Genomic DNA, 17,979 nt, shown 5'->3' with positions numbered 1-17,979 from the left:
TGGGCTTCCAACCCCTCAAACCCAAATATTAATTATAAAATATGTCCATTGATACCAAAACGGTCGCGAAGATCGCGAAGCTTGCGCATATCGAGGTGAGCGACGCGGAAAAGGCGCATTTTGCCAAGGAGCTCTCCGGCATCATGAACTGGATCGAGCAGCTTAACGAAGTCAACACCGACAATGTGCCGCCGCTCGCCAGTGTATCCGATACCAAATTGCCCTGGCGCAAGGACGAAATCACCGATGGCCATAAACGCGCCGATATTATTGCCAATGCGCCTGCGAGCGAATATGGCTGTTTCCTCGTTCCGAAGGTAATCAACGATGAGTGAATTAACGAACCTTACTCTTGCTGAAGCGCGTGATGCGCTGAAGGCGAAGAAAATCTCCGCAAAAGAACTGACGACTGCTTATATCCGTCAGGTGGAAAAGCATAATCCGACACTGAACGCGTTTATTACGCTTACTTTTGAAAAGGCTGTGGATGCTGCGAAAGCAGCGGATGCGCGTATCGCTGAAGGCAAGGCGGGAGCGTTGGAAGGCATTCCGCTGGCGATCAAGGATCTTTTCTGTGTGAAAGATGTAAACACGACGGCGGCTTCAAAAATTCTCGACGGGTTTACACCGCCTTACGAATCTACCGTAACCCAGAAATTATGGGATGCCGGGGCGGTGATGCTCGGTAAGACGAATCTTGACGAATTCGCGATGGGGTCTTCCAACACGACCAGCTATTTCGGCAATGTGATCAATCCCTGGAAAGCCAAGGGCACTGATAAACAGCTTGTGCCGGGCGGTTCTTCCGGTGGCTCGGCGGCGGCGGTTTCCGCGCGTCTTTGCCTTGCTGCTACGGGTACGGATACGGGCGGTTCCATCCGCCAGCCTGCGGCGTTCTGCGGTATTGTGGGGATTAAGCCAACCTATGGGCGCTGCTCACGCTGGGGAACGGTGGCGTTTGCCAGCTCGCTCGACCAGGCAGGTATGTTTGCGCGCAATGTGCGTGACGCTGCCATTGCGCAGACCGTGATTTCCGGGCATGATCCGAAAGATTCCACCTCTTCGCAGCAGGCCGTGCCGGATTTTGAGAAAGCACTGACCGGTAATGTGAAAGGCCTGAAGATCGGTATTCCGAAAGAATATCGTCCCGACGGCATGAACGCGGAAATCGCGGCGCTGTGGGACAAAGGCATCGCATGGCTTAAGGCAGCGGGCGCGGAAGTAGTGGATATCAGCCTGCCGCATACAAAATATGCGCTCGCGACCTATTATATCATCGCCCCGGCGGAAGCTTCCTCGAATCTCGCGCGTTATGACGGCATTCGTTACGGCCTGCGTGTGCAGCCGGAGAGCGGAGCGCTCAACGATCTTTACTGCAAGACGCGTGCGGCCGGGTTTGGTGCGGAAGTCAAGCGCCGCATTATGATCGGGACCTATGTGCTTTCAGCAGGTTACTATGATGCGTATTATAAGAAAGCCCAGCGCGTGCGCTACCTGATCGCGCAGGATTTCAAGGATGCGTTTACGAAAGTTGATGCGATTCTCACGCCGACCGCACCGAGCGCGGCATTTGCTATCGGCGAGAATAGCGACGATCCGATTGCGATGTATCTGAACGACGTGTTTACCGTGCCTACGAGCCTTGCGGGCCTTCCGGCGATTGCGCTTCCGGCGGGGCTTTCCGGTAACGGCTTGCCGCTTGGTCTGCAGATCATCGGTAAAGCGTTTGATGAAGAAACAGTGTTCCGCGTAGCGGGCGTGATGGAGGAAGCGGCGCAGTTTACGGCGGTTCCTGAAGGAGTGGCAGCATGAGCGATTATCGTATCAAGGGCAATACGGGTGAATGGGAAGTGATCCTGGGGTTGGAAGTGCATGCGCAGGTGAAATCCAAATCCAAGCTGTTTTCCGGCGCGCCGAACGATTTCGGTGCAGAGCCGAATGAAAATGTTTCGCTGGTCGATGCCGGAATGCCGGGCATGCTGCCGGTGATCAATGAATATTGCGTTGAGCAGGCGGTGCGCACAGGGCTTGGCCTCAAGGCGCAGATTAACCTGCGTTCCGTGTTCGATCGCAAGAATTATTTTTACCCCGATCTTCCACAGGGGTACCAGATCTCGCAATTCCTGGAGCCGATTGTCGGCAAGGGGGTAATGATCATCGACCTGCCGGATGGCAGCACGCGCGAGATCGGCATTACGCGTCTTCACCTTGAGCAGGATGCGGGCAAGTCGCTGCATGAGAATAGCAATAAATACAGCCTCATCGATCTGAACCGCGCAGGCATTGCGCTGATGGAAATCGTTTCCGAGCCGGATCTGCGTTCTCCGGAAGAGGCGGGGCTTTATTTGAAGAAGCTGCGTTCTATCCTGCGCTACCTCGGCACGTGCGATGGCGATATGGAAAAAGGCAGCATGCGTTGCGACGTAAATGTTTCCGTGCGCAAGCCCGGCGCTCAGCTCGGCACGCGCTGCGAAATCAAGAACGTCAATTCCGTACGTTTCATGATGAAGGCGATTGAATTTGAAGCCTCGCGTCAGGTGGAAATCCTGGAAAATGGTGGCGTGGTGGATCAGGAAACTCGTCTTTTCGATGCTTCCACGGGCGAAACTCGCACGATGCGCAGCAAGGAAGACGCGCATGATTACCGTTATTTCCCCGATCCTGATTTGCTGCCGCTGGAATTCAGCCAGGCATTCGTGGATAAGATCAAAGCAAGCCTTCCGGAACTGCCGGATGACAAGAAAGCACGCTATATCAATGATATGGGTCTTTCCACTTACGATGCGAGCGTGCTCGTGGCCGATCAGGCAGTAACCAGTTACTTTGAAACGGTGGCGGCCAAACACAGCGCAAAGCTTGCTTCTAACTGGATTACGGCAGAATTGTTCGGCAAGCTTAACAAGGCCGGACTCGAGATTGATGCGTCCCCGATTGACACGGATAAGTTGAGCGGACTGCTCGCATTGATTGAAGATAACACAATATCCGGTAAAATTGCCAAAGTAGTATTTGACAAAATGTTCGAAACAGGCAAAAACGCCGCGCAGATAGTCGAGGAAGAAGGGTTACGGCAGGTAACCGATACGGGGGCGATAGAAAAGATCATCGACGATGTGATGACAGCCAACCCGGATAAAGTGAGCGAATACCGCTCTGGTAAGGATAAACTGTTTGCGTTTTTCGTAGGGCAGGTAATGAAGCTCTCGGCCGGCAAGGCGAATCCGCAGATGGTGAATGAGTTGCTGAAAAAGAAGCTGGCGTAAAAATACGGAACACAACATGCAGAACGAACACTCCACGATTGAACGGCCCGCAGGCAGCGGCGCTGCAACCCATCAGGACATGGCGAACGCGATTCGCGCGTTGGCGATGGATGCGGTAGAAAGGGCCAATTCCGGCCATCCCGGTATGCCGATGGGCATGGCGGACGTAGCAACGGTCCTGTTCCGCGATTTCCTGAAGTTCGATCCGAAGCATCCGCAGTGGCCCGACCGCGACCGCTTCGTGCTGTCGGCTGGCCATGGTTCCATGCTGCAATATGCGCTTCTGTATCTGACCGGTTATGAAGACATGACGCTGGAAGATCTCAAGAACTTCCGCCAGCTTGGTTCCAAGACGGCAGGCCACCCTGAATACGGCCATGCGAGCGGCATTGAAACCACAACCGGCCCGCTCGGCCAGGGGCTTGCGAATGCCGTGGGTATGGCGCTTGCAGAACGTATGATGGCCGCGCGTTTCGGCGATAAAATCGTTGATCATAAAGTTTATGTCATTGCCGGTGACGGTTGCCTCATGGAAGGCATCTCACAGGAAGCGATCTCGCTTGCGGGGCATTTGAAACTGAACAAGCTGATCGTACTGTTCGACGATAACAGCATCTCGATTGACGGACCGACAAGCCTTTCGGTTTCTGAAGATACGCTGATGCGTTTCAAGGCCTGCGGCTGGAACACGGATGCTGTCGACGGGCATGATGAAGCGCAGATCCATCAGGCGATTGCGAAAGCTCAGAACTCCGACAAACCCGTGCTGATCGCCTGCAAGACGACAATCGGTTACGGTGCGCCTTCTAAGGCGGGTAAAGCTTCCAGCCATGGTTCGCCGCTGGGTAAAGATGAAATTGAAGGCACGCGCGCAAAGCTCGGCTGGAAACATGCGCCGTTCGAAATTCCGGAAGCGGTGCTTGGCCGCTGGCGTGCTGCCGGTGAGCGCGGTGCGGCTGCTTATAAAGACTGGTCGGCGCGTGAAGCACAGAGCGGTACAGCTGAATTCGAGCGCATGCTGGTGGGCGAACTGCCGGACGGCTGGCAGGAAAAATTCCAGGAATTCAAGAAGCAGCTTTTCGTAAAAACGCCGAATGAAGCAACGCGTAAATCCTCCCAGGAAGTGCTGGAAGTGCTTAATCCCCTGATTCCCGAACTGATCGGCGGCTCAGCGGATTTATCCGGTTCCAATAACACCAAAACCAAAGCGCTTGCTGCAATCAACGCGAATGATTTCAGCGGCCGTTATATCCATTACGGCGTGCGCGAGCATGCGATGGGTGCGATCATGAACGGCATGGCGCTGCATGGCGGGTTCATTCCGTATGGCGGCACGTTCCTCGTATTCAGCGATTACTGCCGTCCCGCTATTCGTCTTGCAGCCCTGATGGGATTACATGTTATCTTCGTCATGACGCACGACTCCATTGGCGTCGGGGAAGACGGTCCTACGCATCAGCCGGTCGAGCATATCGCATCCTTACGCGCAATTCCGAATCTCAATGTATTCCGCCCGTGCGATGCGGTGGAAACGGCGGAATGCTGGGCGCTGGCGCTGGCTACTAAAGACAAACCGTCCTTGCTGTGCCTTACGCGCCAGAACCTGCCGCTGCTGCGTCTTGAATATTCGCAGGAGAATTGCTCGGCTCGCGGCGGGTATCTCATTCGTGACGAATCCAGCCATATACGCGGTACGGTGCAGGTGACGCTGCTTGCCACGGGCTCGGAAGTGAGCATCGCGGTGGAAGCGCAGAAGCTGCTCGCGGCGCGCAACATCTCGGCCACGGTGGTCTCCATGCCGTGCCGTGAGATGTTCGACGCGCAGCCGGAAGCTTACCGCAAGAAAGTTATCCAGGACGGTACAATCGTGATTGCCGTGGAAGCTGCATCCGGATTCGGATGGGAAAAATATACGGGCAAATACGGCATGTTCGTCGGCATGGAAGGCTTCGGCGCTTCCGGCCCGGCACCGGATCTGTACCGGCATTTTGGTATTACGGCGGAAGATATTGTTAAAAAAGTAGTGGAACGCTTATGACAGTAAAGGTTGCAATTAATGGGTTAGGGCGTATCGGACGTTGTGTGATCCGGGCGCTGGTGGAAAGTGGACGCAACGATATTGAAATCGTGGCAGTTAATGGTCCGGCTCCGGTAGAAACCCATGTGCACCTGCTGAAATATGATTCCATCCATGGCCATTTCCGCGGCGATGTGAAAGCGGTAGACGGCGGCATCGATGTGGGCCGCGGCGTAATGAAGCTCACGCATGAGCGCGATCTTTCCAAGCTCGACTGGTCGGGCATTGATATTGTGATGGAATGCTCCGGCAAATTCACCAAACGCGCCGATGCCGCGCAGCATCTTGCGCGTGGCGCGAAGAAGGTACTGGTTTCCGCTCCGTCTCCCGATGCGGATGCGACGATTGTGTACGGTGTCAATAATGCCGTGCTGAAGCCGGAACATCAGGTGGTTTCCATCGGTTCCTGCACGACGAACTGCCTTGCGCCGGTGGCTAAGGTGCTGAACGATACGGTCGGCATCGAGCATGGTTTCATGACGACGATCCATTCCTATACGGGCGACCAGAACATCGTGGATGGCAGCCATAAGGATCTGCGCCGTGCGCGCGCTGCGGCTCAGTCCATCATCCCGACTTCCACCGGTGCGGCGAAGGCGATTGGTCTTGTACTGCCGGAACTGGATGGCAAGCTGGGCGGTACGGCCGTGCGCGTGCCGACGCCGAATGTTTCGCTCGTGGATCTCACCTTTCAGGCGGGCCGTGACACGAACAAGGACGAGCTCAACGCTGCAATTGCTGAAGCTGCACAGGGCGCGCTCAAAGGTGTGCTAGCGATTTCTTCCGAGCCGCTGGTTTCGATCGATTTCAATCACCATCCGGCAAGCTCTATCTTCGATACGACGGGAACCTCTGTCACGGGTAAGCGCTTCTGCCGCGTTGTCAGCTGGTATGACAATGAGTGGGGCTTCTCCTGCCGTATGCTCGATATGGCGAAATTAGTAGCAGGTTGCTAGTGGCTGACGGCACCAAAAAATTCCTGACGCTGGACGATATCGACGTAGGCGGTAAGCGCGTCGTGGTGCGCATGGATTTGAACGTGCCGATGGCGGCGGGCAGAGTGACGGATAATACGCGCATCGTGCGTTTGCTGCCGACGCTGAAAGAGCTGATTGCGAAGAAAGCGCGCATCATAGTGATGTCGCATTTTGGAAGGCCCAAGGGTAAGTTCATCACGGACATGTCGCTTGCACCGCTTGTGGATGCGCTGGCAAAAGTGCTGCCGGAAGCGGTGATCAAATTCGGTGTGGATTGCGTCGGACCGGAGGCGGATGCCTCGGTTGCTTCGCTGCAGCCGGGTGAAATTTTGCTACTGGAAAATCTGCGCTTCCATGCCGGTGAAGAAAAGAACGACCCCGTATTTGCCAAAGCGCTTGCTGCACACGGCGATATTTATATCAACGATGCGTTTTCCAGCTCGCACCGCGCGCATGCTTCTGTGGTCGGTATCACGGAATATCTTCCGGCAGCGGCGGGCAGGCTCATGGAAGACGAGCTTAACAATATCGAGAGATATTTCGGCCAGGTGGAACGCCCGTTCGCGGCTGTGGTCGGCGGGGCGAAAGTCTCCACGAAGCTGCAGCTTCTGGAGAGCCTGATTGAAAAGGTAGACCATCTGATCATCGGCGGTGCGATGGCCAATACGTTCGCATTTGCGCAAGGACTTCCTGTCGGTAAATCCCTGTGCGAACAGGATCTGAAAGAGACGGCGTTGCGCATTTTGGAGCAGGCGAAACAGCGCGGCTGCACAATCCATCTGCCGCAGGATGCGATTGTTGCAGATAAGTTTGCTGCCCATGCTGCAAGCGATGTCACCGGAATGGAAGAAATTCCTTCCGACAGTATGATTCTCGATGTTGGTCCGGAGTCGGTCAACCAGTTTGCCGAAGTGCTTAAAGGTGCCAAGACTTTGCTCTGGAACGGTCCGCTCGGGGCATTTGAGACAAGCCCGTTCGATGTTTCTACCGTTAGCCTCGCGCGTGTGGCAGCAGCGCTTACGCGCAAAGGAGCGCTTAAGAGCGTTGCAGGCGGTGGCGATACAGTCGCGGCCATGACCTATTCCGGTCTTGCTGAACGTTTCAGCTATCTTTCCACTGCGGGTGGCGCATTCCTGGAATGGCTGGAAGGCAAAGTGCTGCCGGGTGTGGCCGCGCTTGAGAAGCGTTAATATCCTCCTCTTTCTGGTTAATTGTTGATTTTTGCGTGAGGTTGTACGCTGAAGGATTTTCTTTTTTGCTGTATGGCGAAGGAAAACCCTTCTATATTGCGTATCAATACGAGCTATCGCTGTTTTACCGCAATGATTAATAAGCCATTCTTTCCATGAATCCGTCCCGGATATTTATTCTTCGGCCTATCGCGACATCGCTTCTGATGCTGGCCATTTTGCTGTCCGGTGCGTTTGCTTATAAATTGCTACCGATTGCGGCCCTGCCGGAAGTGGATTACCCGACGATACAGGTTGTGACGCTTTATCCCGGTGCGAGCCCGGATGTGATGACCTCTTCCGTGACGGCGCCGCTGGAAGCGCAGTTCGGCCAGATGCCGGGTTTGAGCCAGATGACCTCTTCCAGCTCTGGCGGCGCATCCGTCATTACGCTTCAGTTTTCGCTGAATCTCAGTCTTGATGTGGCCGAGCAGGAAGTGCAGGCGGCTATTAATGCGGCGACTTCTTTCCTGCCAACGGATCTGCCTTCGCCGCCGATTTACAATAAAGTGAATCCGGCCGATGCGCCGATCGTAACGCTGGCGGTTACTTCCAAGACCCTGACGCTACCGGATATCGAAGATCTGGTGGATACGAGGCTCGCCCAGAAAATATCCCAGCTTTCCGGCGTGGGGCTTGTCAGCATCAGTGGCGGACAGCGCCCGGCCGTGCGTATCCGCGTTAATCCCACGGCGCTGGCCGGGTATGGACTTGATCTTGAGACGCTGCGTACTTCCATTGCCAATGCCAATGTCAACACTCCCAAGGGCAGTTTTGACGGCCAGACACGCGCTTCGACTGTGGATGCCAACGACCAGATTGCTTCCGCAGAGGAGTATGCGAAACTGATCGTCGGGTATAAAAACAACGCACCGATCCGGTTAAGCGATATCGCCGATGTGATTCAAGGAGCGGAGAATACCAAGCTCCAGGCCTGGGCCAACAAGACGCCCGCAATTATTCTGAACATCCAGCGCCAGCCGGGCGCGAATGTGATTACGGTGGTGGACCGCATTAAACAGCTGTTGCCAAAACTGCAGCAAACCCTGCCGGGAGCGATGGATGTGACGCTGCTTACCGACCGGACGACAACAATCCGCGCTTCGGTGGATGACGTGCAGTTTGAGCTGTTCCTTTCGGTGGCGCTTGTGGTGATGGTGATTTACCTGTTCCTGCGCAACCTGCCTGCGACGATCATTCCGGCTATCGTGGTGCCGCTGTCGCTTGTGGGAACGTTCGGCATCATGTATCTGGCAGGTTTCAGCATCAACAATCTCACGCTTATGGCGCTCACGATTGCAACGGGGTTTGTCGTGGACGACGCCATTGTGATGATCGAGAATATCGCTCGTTACATTGAAGAAGGAGAGAGCCCGCTTGAGGCGGCGCTTGAGGGTTCAAGGCAGATCGGTTTTACGATTATTTCGCTTACGTTCTCGCTCATTGCGGTGCTGATTCCGCTGCTGTTCATGGGGGATGTGGTTGGGCGCATGTTTCATGAGTTTGCAATTACGCTCGCGGTCTCCATTCTTATTTCGGCTTTTGTATCCCTCACGCTCACGCCGATGATGTGCGCGCGCCTGCTGCGCCATATTCCGGAAGCCGAGCAGACAAAGTTTTACCATGATATGGGAGCGTTTTTTGACCGACTGATCGCGCGTTACGGCGTCATGCTCAACTGGGTGCTCGACCGGCAGAAACTTACGCTGCTGGTGGCCATTGCCACGCTCGTGCTGACGGTGCTGCTTTATGCGTTCGTTCCCAAAGGATTCTTTCCCGTACAGGATACAGGTGCGATTCAGGCGATTACGCAGGCACCGGAGTCGGTCTCGTTTGCGGAAATGGCGAAGCGCCAGCAGGCACTGGCCGATATTATTATGGATGATAAGGATGTAGACAGTCTTTCCTCCTTCATCGGCGTGGATGGTACGAATGCCACGCTCAATAGCGGGCGCATGCTTATCAACCTGAAAGAACACAGCCAGCGCGATGGTGTGCAGGTGGTCATGCGGCGTCTGCAGGACAAGCTTGAACAGCTTGGCGGCATTAAACTTTATATGCAGCCGGTGCAGGACATTACCATTGAAAGCCAGATTAGCAGAACGCAATATCAGTTCAGCGTGCAGACACCGAGCCTGAGCGATCTGGAGAAATACGTGCCCCAGCTTGTCGATAAGCTTGCGCAGCTGCCGCAGCTGACCGATGTGACAAGTGATCTGCAGATGCATGGGCTGCAAGTGTATGTAACAATTGATCGCGCTACGGCCATGCGTATGGGGATTACGGCGGCAGCAGTGGATAATGCGCTTTACGATGCGTTCGGGCAGCGGCTGATTTCCACCATTTTTACGCAAGCCAACCAGTATCGCGTTGTGCTGGAGGTGCAGCCGAAATTCCAGATGGGACCGGAATCGCTCAAGGATATTTATGTGCCAAGCAATACCGGTGTTCCTGTGCCGCTCTCTGTGATTGCTACATTTAAAGAGGGACAGGCACCGCTTTCCATCAATCATCTGGGGCAGTTTCCGTCTGCGACGGTCTCGTTCAACCTTGCGCATGGGGCTTCGCTCGGGGATGCGGTGAAGGCAATCAACAAAGTAGAAAGAAAAATGCACCTGCCGCCGGGCATGGAAACCAGCTTCCAGGGGGCGGCGCTCGCGTTCCAGGCTTCGCTGAATAACACGCTGCTGCTGATTCTGGCGGCGATTGTGACGATGTATATCGTGCTGGGTGTACTCTATGAAAGCTATATCCATCCGGTGACGATTCTTTCCACCTTACCTTCTGCAGGCGTTGGGGCGCTGCTCGCACTTGCGATTTCGGGAACGGATCTGGGCATCATCGGTATTATCGGTATTATCCTGCTGATCGGTATCGTAAAGAAAAACGCCATCATGATTATCGATTTCGCGCTCGATGCGGAGCGTGAGCATGGTATGGCGCCGCGTGATGCAATTTATCAGGCCTGCCTGCTGCGCTTCCGTCCGATCCTGATGACGACGATGTCGGCATTACTCGGTGCGCTGCCGCTGATGATTGGCACCGGGGTAGGGGCGGAACTGCGCCATCCGCTCGGAATCACTATGGTGGGTGGACTATTGCTGTCGCAGCTGATTACGCTCTTTACGACACCGGTTATCTATCTTGAATTCAGCCGGTTAGCAGAGAAGTTCATGCGTAGGAAGCCTATACAGGGCGAATCCGGCACTATTTCCACTAGTTGATTGACGTAGGCGCTCTCTTGCATTAGTTATCGGGTGAGTGTCAATTTCAGGAAACGACTGATGCAGGAAATACTTAGTCTTTATATCGTCCCGGCGTTGTGGATTATCGGCAAGATTCTTCTGGTCGTGGTGCCGCTTATCATTGCGATGTCGCTGCTGACCCTGCTTGAGCGTAAAGTCATCGGTGCGATGCAGCTGCGCAAGGGGCCGAACGTGGTGGGGCTTTTAGGGATTCTGCAGCCGTTTGCGGACGGTTTCAAGCTGATGTTCAAGGAAACGATCCTGCCGACCAAAGCCAACAAGCTGGTTTTCGTCATTGCGCCGATGCTCACATTCATGCTGGCGCTGCTTGGCTGGGCCGTGATTCCGCTTTCGCCTTCCTTCGTCATTGCGAATATCAATGTCGGCGTGCTATATCTGTTCGCCATTTCTTCGCTCGGTATTTACGGCATCATCATGGCCGGTTGGGCGAGCAATTCTAAATATGCGTTCCTGGGCGCGATCCGTAGCGCGGCGCAGATGGTTTCCTATGAAGTTTCCATCGGTTTCGTGATCGTGACGGTGTTGCTGCAGGTGGGTTCGCTGAACCTGACGGATATCGTTAACGCACAAAAAGGCGGTATCAGCCACTGGCATGTCGCTTCCATCCTCTTCCCGATGTGCATTATCTTCTTCATTTCGGCGCTTGCGGAAACCAACCGCCACCCGTTCGACCTGCCGGAAGCCGAAGGCGAACTCGTTGCCGGGTATAACGTTGAATATTCCTCGATGACGTTCGGTCTGTTCTTCCTGGGTGAATATATCAACATGATCCTGATGAGCGGCATGACGAGCATCTTTTTCCTCGGCGGCTGGTGGTCGCCGGTGGATAATGCGATCTGCAACGCGATTCCGGGCGTACTCTGGTTCGTGCTGAAGATACTGATCCTGCTGTTCGTATTTATCTGGGTGCGCGCCACGCTGCCGCGTTACCGCTACGACCAGCTGATGCGTCTGGGGTGGAAAGTGTTCCTGCCGTTCTCGCTTGTCTGGGTTGCGATCGTTTCGGGTTGCATCGTCTACGGCCATCACGTTTAAGCCGGCGCAAACAGAAAGGCTGACAGTGGAAGCGATTGCATCATGGCTGGTTGATTTTGTCGGAAGCCTTGGGTACACCGGCGTTTTTATCATGACGTTTCTGGAGAGCACGTTCGTGCCTCTTCCGGCTGAAGTCACGATGATCCCGGCAGGGTATCTGGCAAGCCAGGGAGAAATGAACGGCATTGTTGTGCTGCTCACGGCGATTCTGGGCTCGCTTGCCGGTTCGCTTGCCAATTATTATATTGCCTACCATTACGGCAGAAGATTCCTGTATGCTTATGGCAAATACATGTTCTTCAGCCATGAAAGAATGGAGAAGCTCGACGGCTTCTTCGCCCGCCACGGCGAAATCTCCACGCTGACAGGCCGTCTGGTGCCGGGCTTGCGTCATTTTATTTCATTCCCGGCAGGGCTTGGCAGGATGAATGTTAAGAAATTCAGCCTTTACACCGCCGTGGGAGCGGGCGTGTGGATGGCAATACTGATCATGATCGGCTATCTGATCGGCGGCAATAAAGCGCTGGTCAAGCATTACACGCCTTACGCCACGGCGACGGTGTTGATAGTGGTTGCGGTAATGATTATATTGTATATAAGACGCCATAAGGCCCGTAAAGAAACCGGAGGGGAAGCCAATGCTAACAGCATATAGAAGGATACGCAGTTTTTTCCTGTTTGAGATGATCTCCGGCTTAGCGATGACGCTGCGTTATTTCTTCCGCCGCCCGGTCACGATCAACTACCCGTATGAAAAAGGCCCGCTTAGCCCGCGCTTTCGCGGCGAGCATGCGCTGCGCCGGTATGAAAACGGTGAAGAACGCTGCATCGCCTGCAAATTGTGCGAAGCGATCTGCCCGGCGCAGGCCATCACGATTGAAGCGGAAGTGCGTGATGACGGTTCGCGCCGCACGACGCGTTACGATATCGACATGACCAAGTGCATCTATTGCGGTTTCTGCCAGGAAGCTTGCCCGGTGGATGCGATTGTGGAAGGCCCGAACTTCGAATTCGCCACCGAGACGCGCGAAGAATTGTTCTATGATAAGGATAAGCTGATTGGCAATGGTGAGCGCTGGGAACCGGCGATCCGTGCCAATATCGAAGCAGACGCGCCGTACAGGTAGAATCCGAAAATCCTAAATTTTGGCTGGACCTCTAAGAGGTTCCAGAATGCAGATTTGCGACACAGACCGGAACCCTCCGCCCCGAAGGACGAGAGGATTCCGGCGTGCCGCGAGGAAGTTGGGTGAAAGTGATTGTGTTCACTTGCGTCCCTTCCTCACACGCTGCCTGATGATGGCAGCGATAACGATCCATGCGACGAAAGCTACCACACCGGCCCAGATGTTAATGGAGCCGATGATAGCCACGACTCCCAGAAACACGAGAGTGAGCAGCCATTCGAGGAACGACTGTCCCCTCTGCTTCCACGAGCGCCTCGGCCGCGGTGCGCGGTAAGGGGCGCTTGCGTAGGGAGCGTTTCCGCCCATTCTTGGGTCTCCGACGTAAGGCTCTGCCGGACGGAAGTCGTGCGCTGCGGCATAACTGTCGGAACCGCCCGAGATGTTTTGCCAAGGTGCGATTCCCTGTATGTTGTCGCCGTAAAGCTCTTTGCGAGGGTCCTCGTCACTCATGACAGGTACTCCTTCCTGCTCGCGGTGAAGCGAGCTTAGTCTTAATAGACAGTGCGCGGACCGGGCCCCCGTTCTCCACCGAGGGGGAGGGGACGGGGGCCCGGCACGCTAGCGGATGTTACTCAGTGCTGTCGGTCAGCCGACCTTGCCGGTCTTCGGCAGCTCGTAGACGTTGACGCTGCCGTTGACCTGCGGGACGAACACGTGCCCGGTGGTCAGACCGAACTTCTGCACCGTCTCCATGGGGAAGTTCCCCTGGAAGGTGTAGCCGGTCGGCGTGCCGTCCAGCCCCTTGACGACGAGGTTGGCGCCCGCGATCTCCAGCTCCTTCGCCTTGATCGTGTTCGCCGCCTCCACCTTGGCCGCCGTGAGACGGTTGTACAGGTGGTACACGGCCACGATCAGGACGAACATGGTCAGACCGCGCCAGCCGTAGCTCGTGACGATGGTCAGGCACAGCGCGACGACGAGGTAGAACCGCCGGACACCGAGCGTCTGCGCCAGGTTGAGGACGGCGCCGAACCGGCCGTTGCGCGGCTTGTTGCGGAACCAGCCGGACCGGACGATGAAGCCCAGGGCGAAGAACACGGTGCCCAGGATGCTGTACACGAAGTTCGCCGTGATGTTCGGGCCGGCCGAGTTGCCGTCGGTGAGCATGGGCGCACCCGTGTTCGGGTCGTAGCTGACGCCGGACGAGGCGCTCGACACGACGGACCAGAAGTAGATGGCGAGGTTGCCGCCGATGATCGCGCCGACCCAGTAGATGGCCGCCAGGATCCGGTGCCTCTTCGCCTTCGCCACGTCGGTTGCGACCGTGCCCGTGTCCACGTTCGTGGACTCAGTGGTGCTCACGATGTAACTCCTCCTCTGCCTGCACCTGAATCTCGATTAGGTGAGGCATAGTTGTCTTTTTCAGGCGACAACAGTGACAAGCCAACACGAAGTCAGTTGTATGTTGGCCTTAGCCGTATTCTCCTCAGGAATTTTTCCCAAGCGTAGAATGTGGCAGACCGTTTCATTCTACCAGTTCCCGCAATAGCTCACAACCGTGGGTTTGTGACGGTTTTGTGACGAGTTAGCGTATATTCCTGTAAATTATTCGGGGGGATTTGTGTGATTAAATGGCAATCGCTTGCGGCCCAGCCCTGTCCCCCACGCGGGAGGGACGAGGACCGGGCCGCTGGCGCGGTTACTGCTGCGCCGTCGGTTCCGCCGGAGTCAGCGACTTCGGCAGATCCAGGGGCCTGGCCGGGTGGAAGACGGCGTAGTCGCCCTCACCCGTAACCATCACGATCGTGCCCCGGGGGCAGACCTTCGGCATGCCGTCGACCCTGCCGCCGTAGGTGTAGTTGTGCGGCTGCCCGTCCTTGAGCCAGATGGTCAGGGGGGGCATGGTCGCGACGATCTCCTTGCGCCGCAGCCACCACCACAGACCGATGAAGGCTGCGACGACGGGGATGGCGGCGAACGTGCCGATGAGCATCAGGAACAGCCAGCACACGAACAGCACTCGCTTCGAGCGGATGCCGATCCACACCCAGGTGACGGGAATGGGTTCGAGCTTGCTGGTGGGCCGCGTGAACAGGCCGGGGACGTTTACCACGAGCGCCGTCATACCGACGAGCAGCGCGATGACGACGTAGTCGCTCATCGTCCTGGCGTCGTTGCGGTGCACGAGGTAGATTCCGACCGCTCCGCTGGCGGCGAGGAGGAGCCAGAGGCCGACGTCTCGCGCCGTCCTGAGGTGCCGCCTCCATTCCTGCGGGATGGACTTCACTGTAACCTGCTTTCCGCCCACACCGAAGCGTGGGACAGGTCGTGTCTTTTTCGACCAGCATATACGGGCCAGCAAGTGACTCAGTTATGCTGGCTTCAGCCATTGTTTCTTCCGGATAGGTTTCCAGGACAGAGAAACGCAAGCAAGACAGCTTCATTTTACCAGTTCCCGCAATGGCTCACAATTTGGGAATTGTGACGGTTTTGTGACTGCTGAGCGTTTTGACAGGCTAAGCCATTATTTTAGCGTTACTGTTGCAATTTAGCCTGCATGCGATATGGTACGTTTACTTGGGTGTGGCGGCGTTTTGTACGCGGCTGGTCATCATACTGAAATTGAGGGTGTTTCTACGGTAAATTGAGCGTGTCGGTCGGCCAGAAATATGTAGTATCCGCTTGTGTTCTTGCCCTTGCCGTTTTCGGCAGCGTTTCTGCGCGTGCACTTGAGAGTTACGGAGTTTCCAATAAACAGCCGGTAATGCTGACGGCGCAGGCCATAGGCTATGACGAGCATACAGGCACGGCGGTGGCGGCCGGGCATGTGGAAGTGGTGCAGGGGGATACGATTATCCTTGCGGACAAGGTTTCCTACAATCAGCGCACGGACACGGTTTATGCGACCGGGCATGTCAGTGTGCTGGAGCCAGGCGGCGATGTGCTGTTTGCCAAGGAACTGGCGCTCAAACAATCGCTGGAGAAGGGTGTCGTCAAGGAATTCCGCGCACGCCTGAAAGATAATTCGCTGTTTGCCGCGCGCGAGGCGCAGAAAATCAGCAAGAATGTCACCAAACTCAAGGACGCGGTTTATTCCCCCTGCCAGGTCTGCGCCGTCAAGCCCGGAGAGCCGCCGCAGTCACCGTTATGGCAGATGTCCGCGCAGGATGTCACGATCGATGAGAATATCAAGCGCGTGAAGTATCATAATGCGTTTATGGATGTATATGGCGTTCCTGTGCTTTATACGCCGTATTTCTCGCACCCGACACCGGACGCTCCCGGCCAGTCAGGGCTGCTCATGCCGCAATACTACCATGACAGCACGATCGGCAACGTCGTCAAGCAGCCGGTTTACCTGAGCCTTGAGCCGAATATGGATATGACGCTCACGCCCTGGTATATCGGCGGCGAAAACGGTCCCATGCTGCAGGCGGAGTTCCGTCATATGACCGAGAACGCCTATTATGAAATCCACGGTGCTATCATTAACGCCTATAACCGCGATTCCGCGGGCAATATCGTTTCCGGGACGGAAGTACGCGATTATATCGACGCGCACGGTACCATGAAGCTCAGCGAGCACTGGAATTCCGGCATCGACATGGAGCGCACGAGCGATAATACATTCCTGGCGTTATACGGTATCGGCTGGCAGGACATGCTGACTTCACGTCTGTATGCGGAGCGGATTAACGACCGCGATTATGCTCTTGTGGAGAGTCTGGCGTTCCAGGGACTGCAGCCGCAGGATATCTCCAACCAATCGCCCTATATCTTGCCTCAGGCCGAAATGCATGTTGAAAGCGCGCCGTTTTCCAATCATTCCAGGCTGATGCTGGATAGCAGTGCGCTCGTGCTGGAACGCCAGGTGGGCGACAGCGACCAGCGAGTCTCCAGCACGGCAAGCTGGAAACTGCCTTACGTCACACGTGATGGGCAAGTAATGGATCTTGGAGCGTCCGTGCGCGGGGATGCCTATAACATTGTGAATCAGACGGTAAATCCCACGACAGGTGAGACTTTCAGCGGTACGCAGGCACGCGTGATTCCGGAAGTGGATTTCGACTGGCGCTATCCGTTTATTAACCGGCTCGGGGATGGCAAGAGCCTTATGATCGCTCCGATCGTGGAAGCGGCCGCAAGCCCTAACCGGCATATGCCGACCACGATTCCCAACGAGGATAGCCAGATATCTGAATTGAGCGATATCAATCTGTTCTCCAATAACCGTTTTACCGGGCTGGACCAGCTTGAATCCGGCATGCGCGGAACCTACGGCACGCGCGGGCAGCTGCAATTTGCAGATGATGAATATATCCAATGGCTGGCCGGCCAGGCTTATGAGGATAACCCGCAGAATCCTTTCCCGATCGCCAGCTCGACGCGGGCGCATTATTCCGATTATGTGGGAAGGCTTGCGCTGAAATATGGCGGGTTCGACGCGGCATACAGTTTCCGGCTTGACCGCGAAACGCTGAGCCCCATCAGCAACGAAATCGTTTCCAGCCTTTCCCTTGCCCCCGTTACCGTGAATGCAACGTTTATCTCTCTGCATAACGAGCCGTTGTTCGGTGACCGTAAATCGATTTTCGGCGATACTTCCGTCGATCTGACAAAGCACTGGACATGGAGTGTTTCTGGCCGTAAGGATCTTGGCAGTAACGCAACAACGTCAACCGCAACCACCGCGAACAGTTCCGCTTTCAACCTGCTTAATCCTTCGCAGGGGACGGTCGGTCTGGGTACGGGGCTGATTTTCCATAATGAATGCATGACGGTTAATACTTCCATCGGCCGCAGCTATATCACCGTACAGGATGTCAAGCCTTCCACAACCTTCTCGGTCATGGTGGTGCTGCAAAGCTTCGGCGGCGGCTCTACACCCAGCTATACTCCCGGCGCGGGCAGCATCATTCCCGTGAATGAACCTGCGCCTGTTTCCGATATTAATGATAAAACCCTGTTTAACGATACGACTCCACCCCAACTCAATTGAGGCGAT

14 protein-coding genes are annotated in these 17,979 nt (G+C 55.5%); 11 read left to right on the top strand and 3 right to left on the bottom strand.

Annotated features, from left to right (window positions below; genetic code table 11):
• Positions 1-41: 41 nt before the first annotated feature.
• From gatC to nuoI, 10 genes are all read left to right on the top strand, one after another.
• On the top strand, positions 42-335 hold the full coding sequence (gene gatC / locus VFT64_06015; protein ID HEU5047386.1) for an Asp-tRNA(Asn)/Glu-tRNA(Gln) amidotransferase subunit GatC: 294 nt from the start codon (positions 42-44) through the stop codon (positions 333-335).
• Positions 328-1,812, top strand: a complete 1,485-nt coding sequence (gatA, locus tag VFT64_06010) for an Asp-tRNA(Asn)/Glu-tRNA(Gln) amidotransferase subunit GatA (GenBank protein HEU5047385.1) — start codon at positions 328-330, stop codon at positions 1,810-1,812. The genes gatC and gatA overlap by 8 nt, the downstream gene beginning before the upstream one ends.
• Positions 1,809-3,263, top strand: a complete 1,455-nt coding sequence (gene gatB, locus VFT64_06005) for an Asp-tRNA(Asn)/Glu-tRNA(Gln) amidotransferase subunit GatB (GenBank protein ID HEU5047384.1) — start codon at positions 1,809-1,811, stop codon at positions 3,261-3,263. The genes gatA and gatB overlap by 4 nt, the downstream gene beginning before the upstream one ends.
• Before the next feature lie 16 nt (positions 3,264-3,279).
• Positions 3,280-5,301: a transketolase gene (gene tkt, locus VFT64_06000; protein ID HEU5047383.1), complete on the top strand. Its 2,022-nt coding sequence runs from the start codon at positions 3,280-3,282 to the stop codon at positions 5,299-5,301.
• Complete coding sequence (gene gap / locus VFT64_05995; GenBank protein ID HEU5047382.1) at positions 5,298-6,296, top strand: type I glyceraldehyde-3-phosphate dehydrogenase; 999 nt, start codon at positions 5,298-5,300, stop codon at positions 6,294-6,296. The genes tkt and gap overlap by 4 nt, the downstream gene beginning before the upstream one ends.
• Complete coding sequence (locus tag VFT64_05990) at positions 6,296-7,507, top strand: phosphoglycerate kinase (protein HEU5047381.1); 1,212 nt, start codon at positions 6,296-6,298, stop codon at positions 7,505-7,507. Before gap ends, VFT64_05990 begins: the two co-directional genes overlap by 1 nt.
• Positions 7,508-7,662: 155 nt before the next feature.
• Positions 7,663-10,770, top strand: a complete 3,108-nt coding sequence (locus VFT64_05985) for an MdtB/MuxB family multidrug efflux RND transporter permease subunit (GenBank protein HEU5047380.1) — start codon at positions 7,663-7,665, stop codon at positions 10,768-10,770.
• 60 nt (positions 10,771-10,830) lie between these two features.
• Entirely contained in the window at positions 10,831-11,847 is a 1,017-nt protein-coding gene (nuoH, locus tag VFT64_05980; GenBank protein ID HEU5047379.1) for an NADH-quinone oxidoreductase subunit NuoH, read from the top strand.
• A 25-nt stretch (positions 11,848-11,872) separates the two neighbouring features.
• Positions 11,873-12,502: a DedA family protein gene (locus VFT64_05975; GenBank protein HEU5047378.1), complete on the top strand. Its 630-nt coding sequence runs from the start codon at positions 11,873-11,875 to the stop codon at positions 12,500-12,502.
• Complete coding sequence (nuoI, locus tag VFT64_05970) at positions 12,486-12,974, top strand: NADH-quinone oxidoreductase subunit NuoI (GenBank protein HEU5047377.1); 489 nt, start codon at positions 12,486-12,488, stop codon at positions 12,972-12,974. The genes VFT64_05975 and nuoI overlap by 17 nt, the downstream gene beginning before the upstream one ends.
• 138 nt (positions 12,975-13,112) lie before the next feature.
• On the opposite strand, the gene VFT64_05965 is transcribed toward nuoI, so the two are convergent.
• The 3 genes from VFT64_05965 to VFT64_05955 form a co-directional block, all read right to left on the bottom strand.
• Entirely contained in the window at positions 13,113-13,484 is a 372-nt protein-coding gene (locus VFT64_05965; protein HEU5047376.1) for a hypothetical protein, read from the bottom strand.
• A gap of 135 nt (positions 13,485-13,619) precedes the next feature.
• On the bottom strand, positions 13,620-14,336 hold the full coding sequence (locus tag VFT64_05960; GenBank protein ID HEU5047375.1) for a hypothetical protein: 717 nt from the start codon (positions 14,334-14,336) through the stop codon (positions 13,620-13,622).
• A gap of 337 nt (positions 14,337-14,673) precedes the next feature.
• Positions 14,674-15,261: a hypothetical protein gene (locus VFT64_05955; protein HEU5047374.1), complete on the bottom strand. Its 588-nt coding sequence runs from the start codon at positions 15,259-15,261 to the stop codon at positions 14,674-14,676.
• Between the two features lie 363 nt (positions 15,262-15,624).
• On the opposite strand from VFT64_05955, the gene lptD reads away from it, so the two are divergent.
• Positions 15,625-17,973: an LPS assembly protein LptD gene (gene lptD / locus VFT64_05950; protein ID HEU5047373.1), complete on the top strand. Its 2,349-nt coding sequence runs from the start codon at positions 15,625-15,627 to the stop codon at positions 17,971-17,973.
• Positions 17,974-17,979: the final 6 nt, after the last annotated feature.

The organism is Rickettsiales bacterium (assembly GCA_035765535.1).
GTDB lineage: Bacteria > Pseudomonadota > Alphaproteobacteria > Rickettsiales > JABCZZ01 > JABCZZ01.
This window is presented reverse-complemented; position numbering and strand designations above follow the sequence as displayed.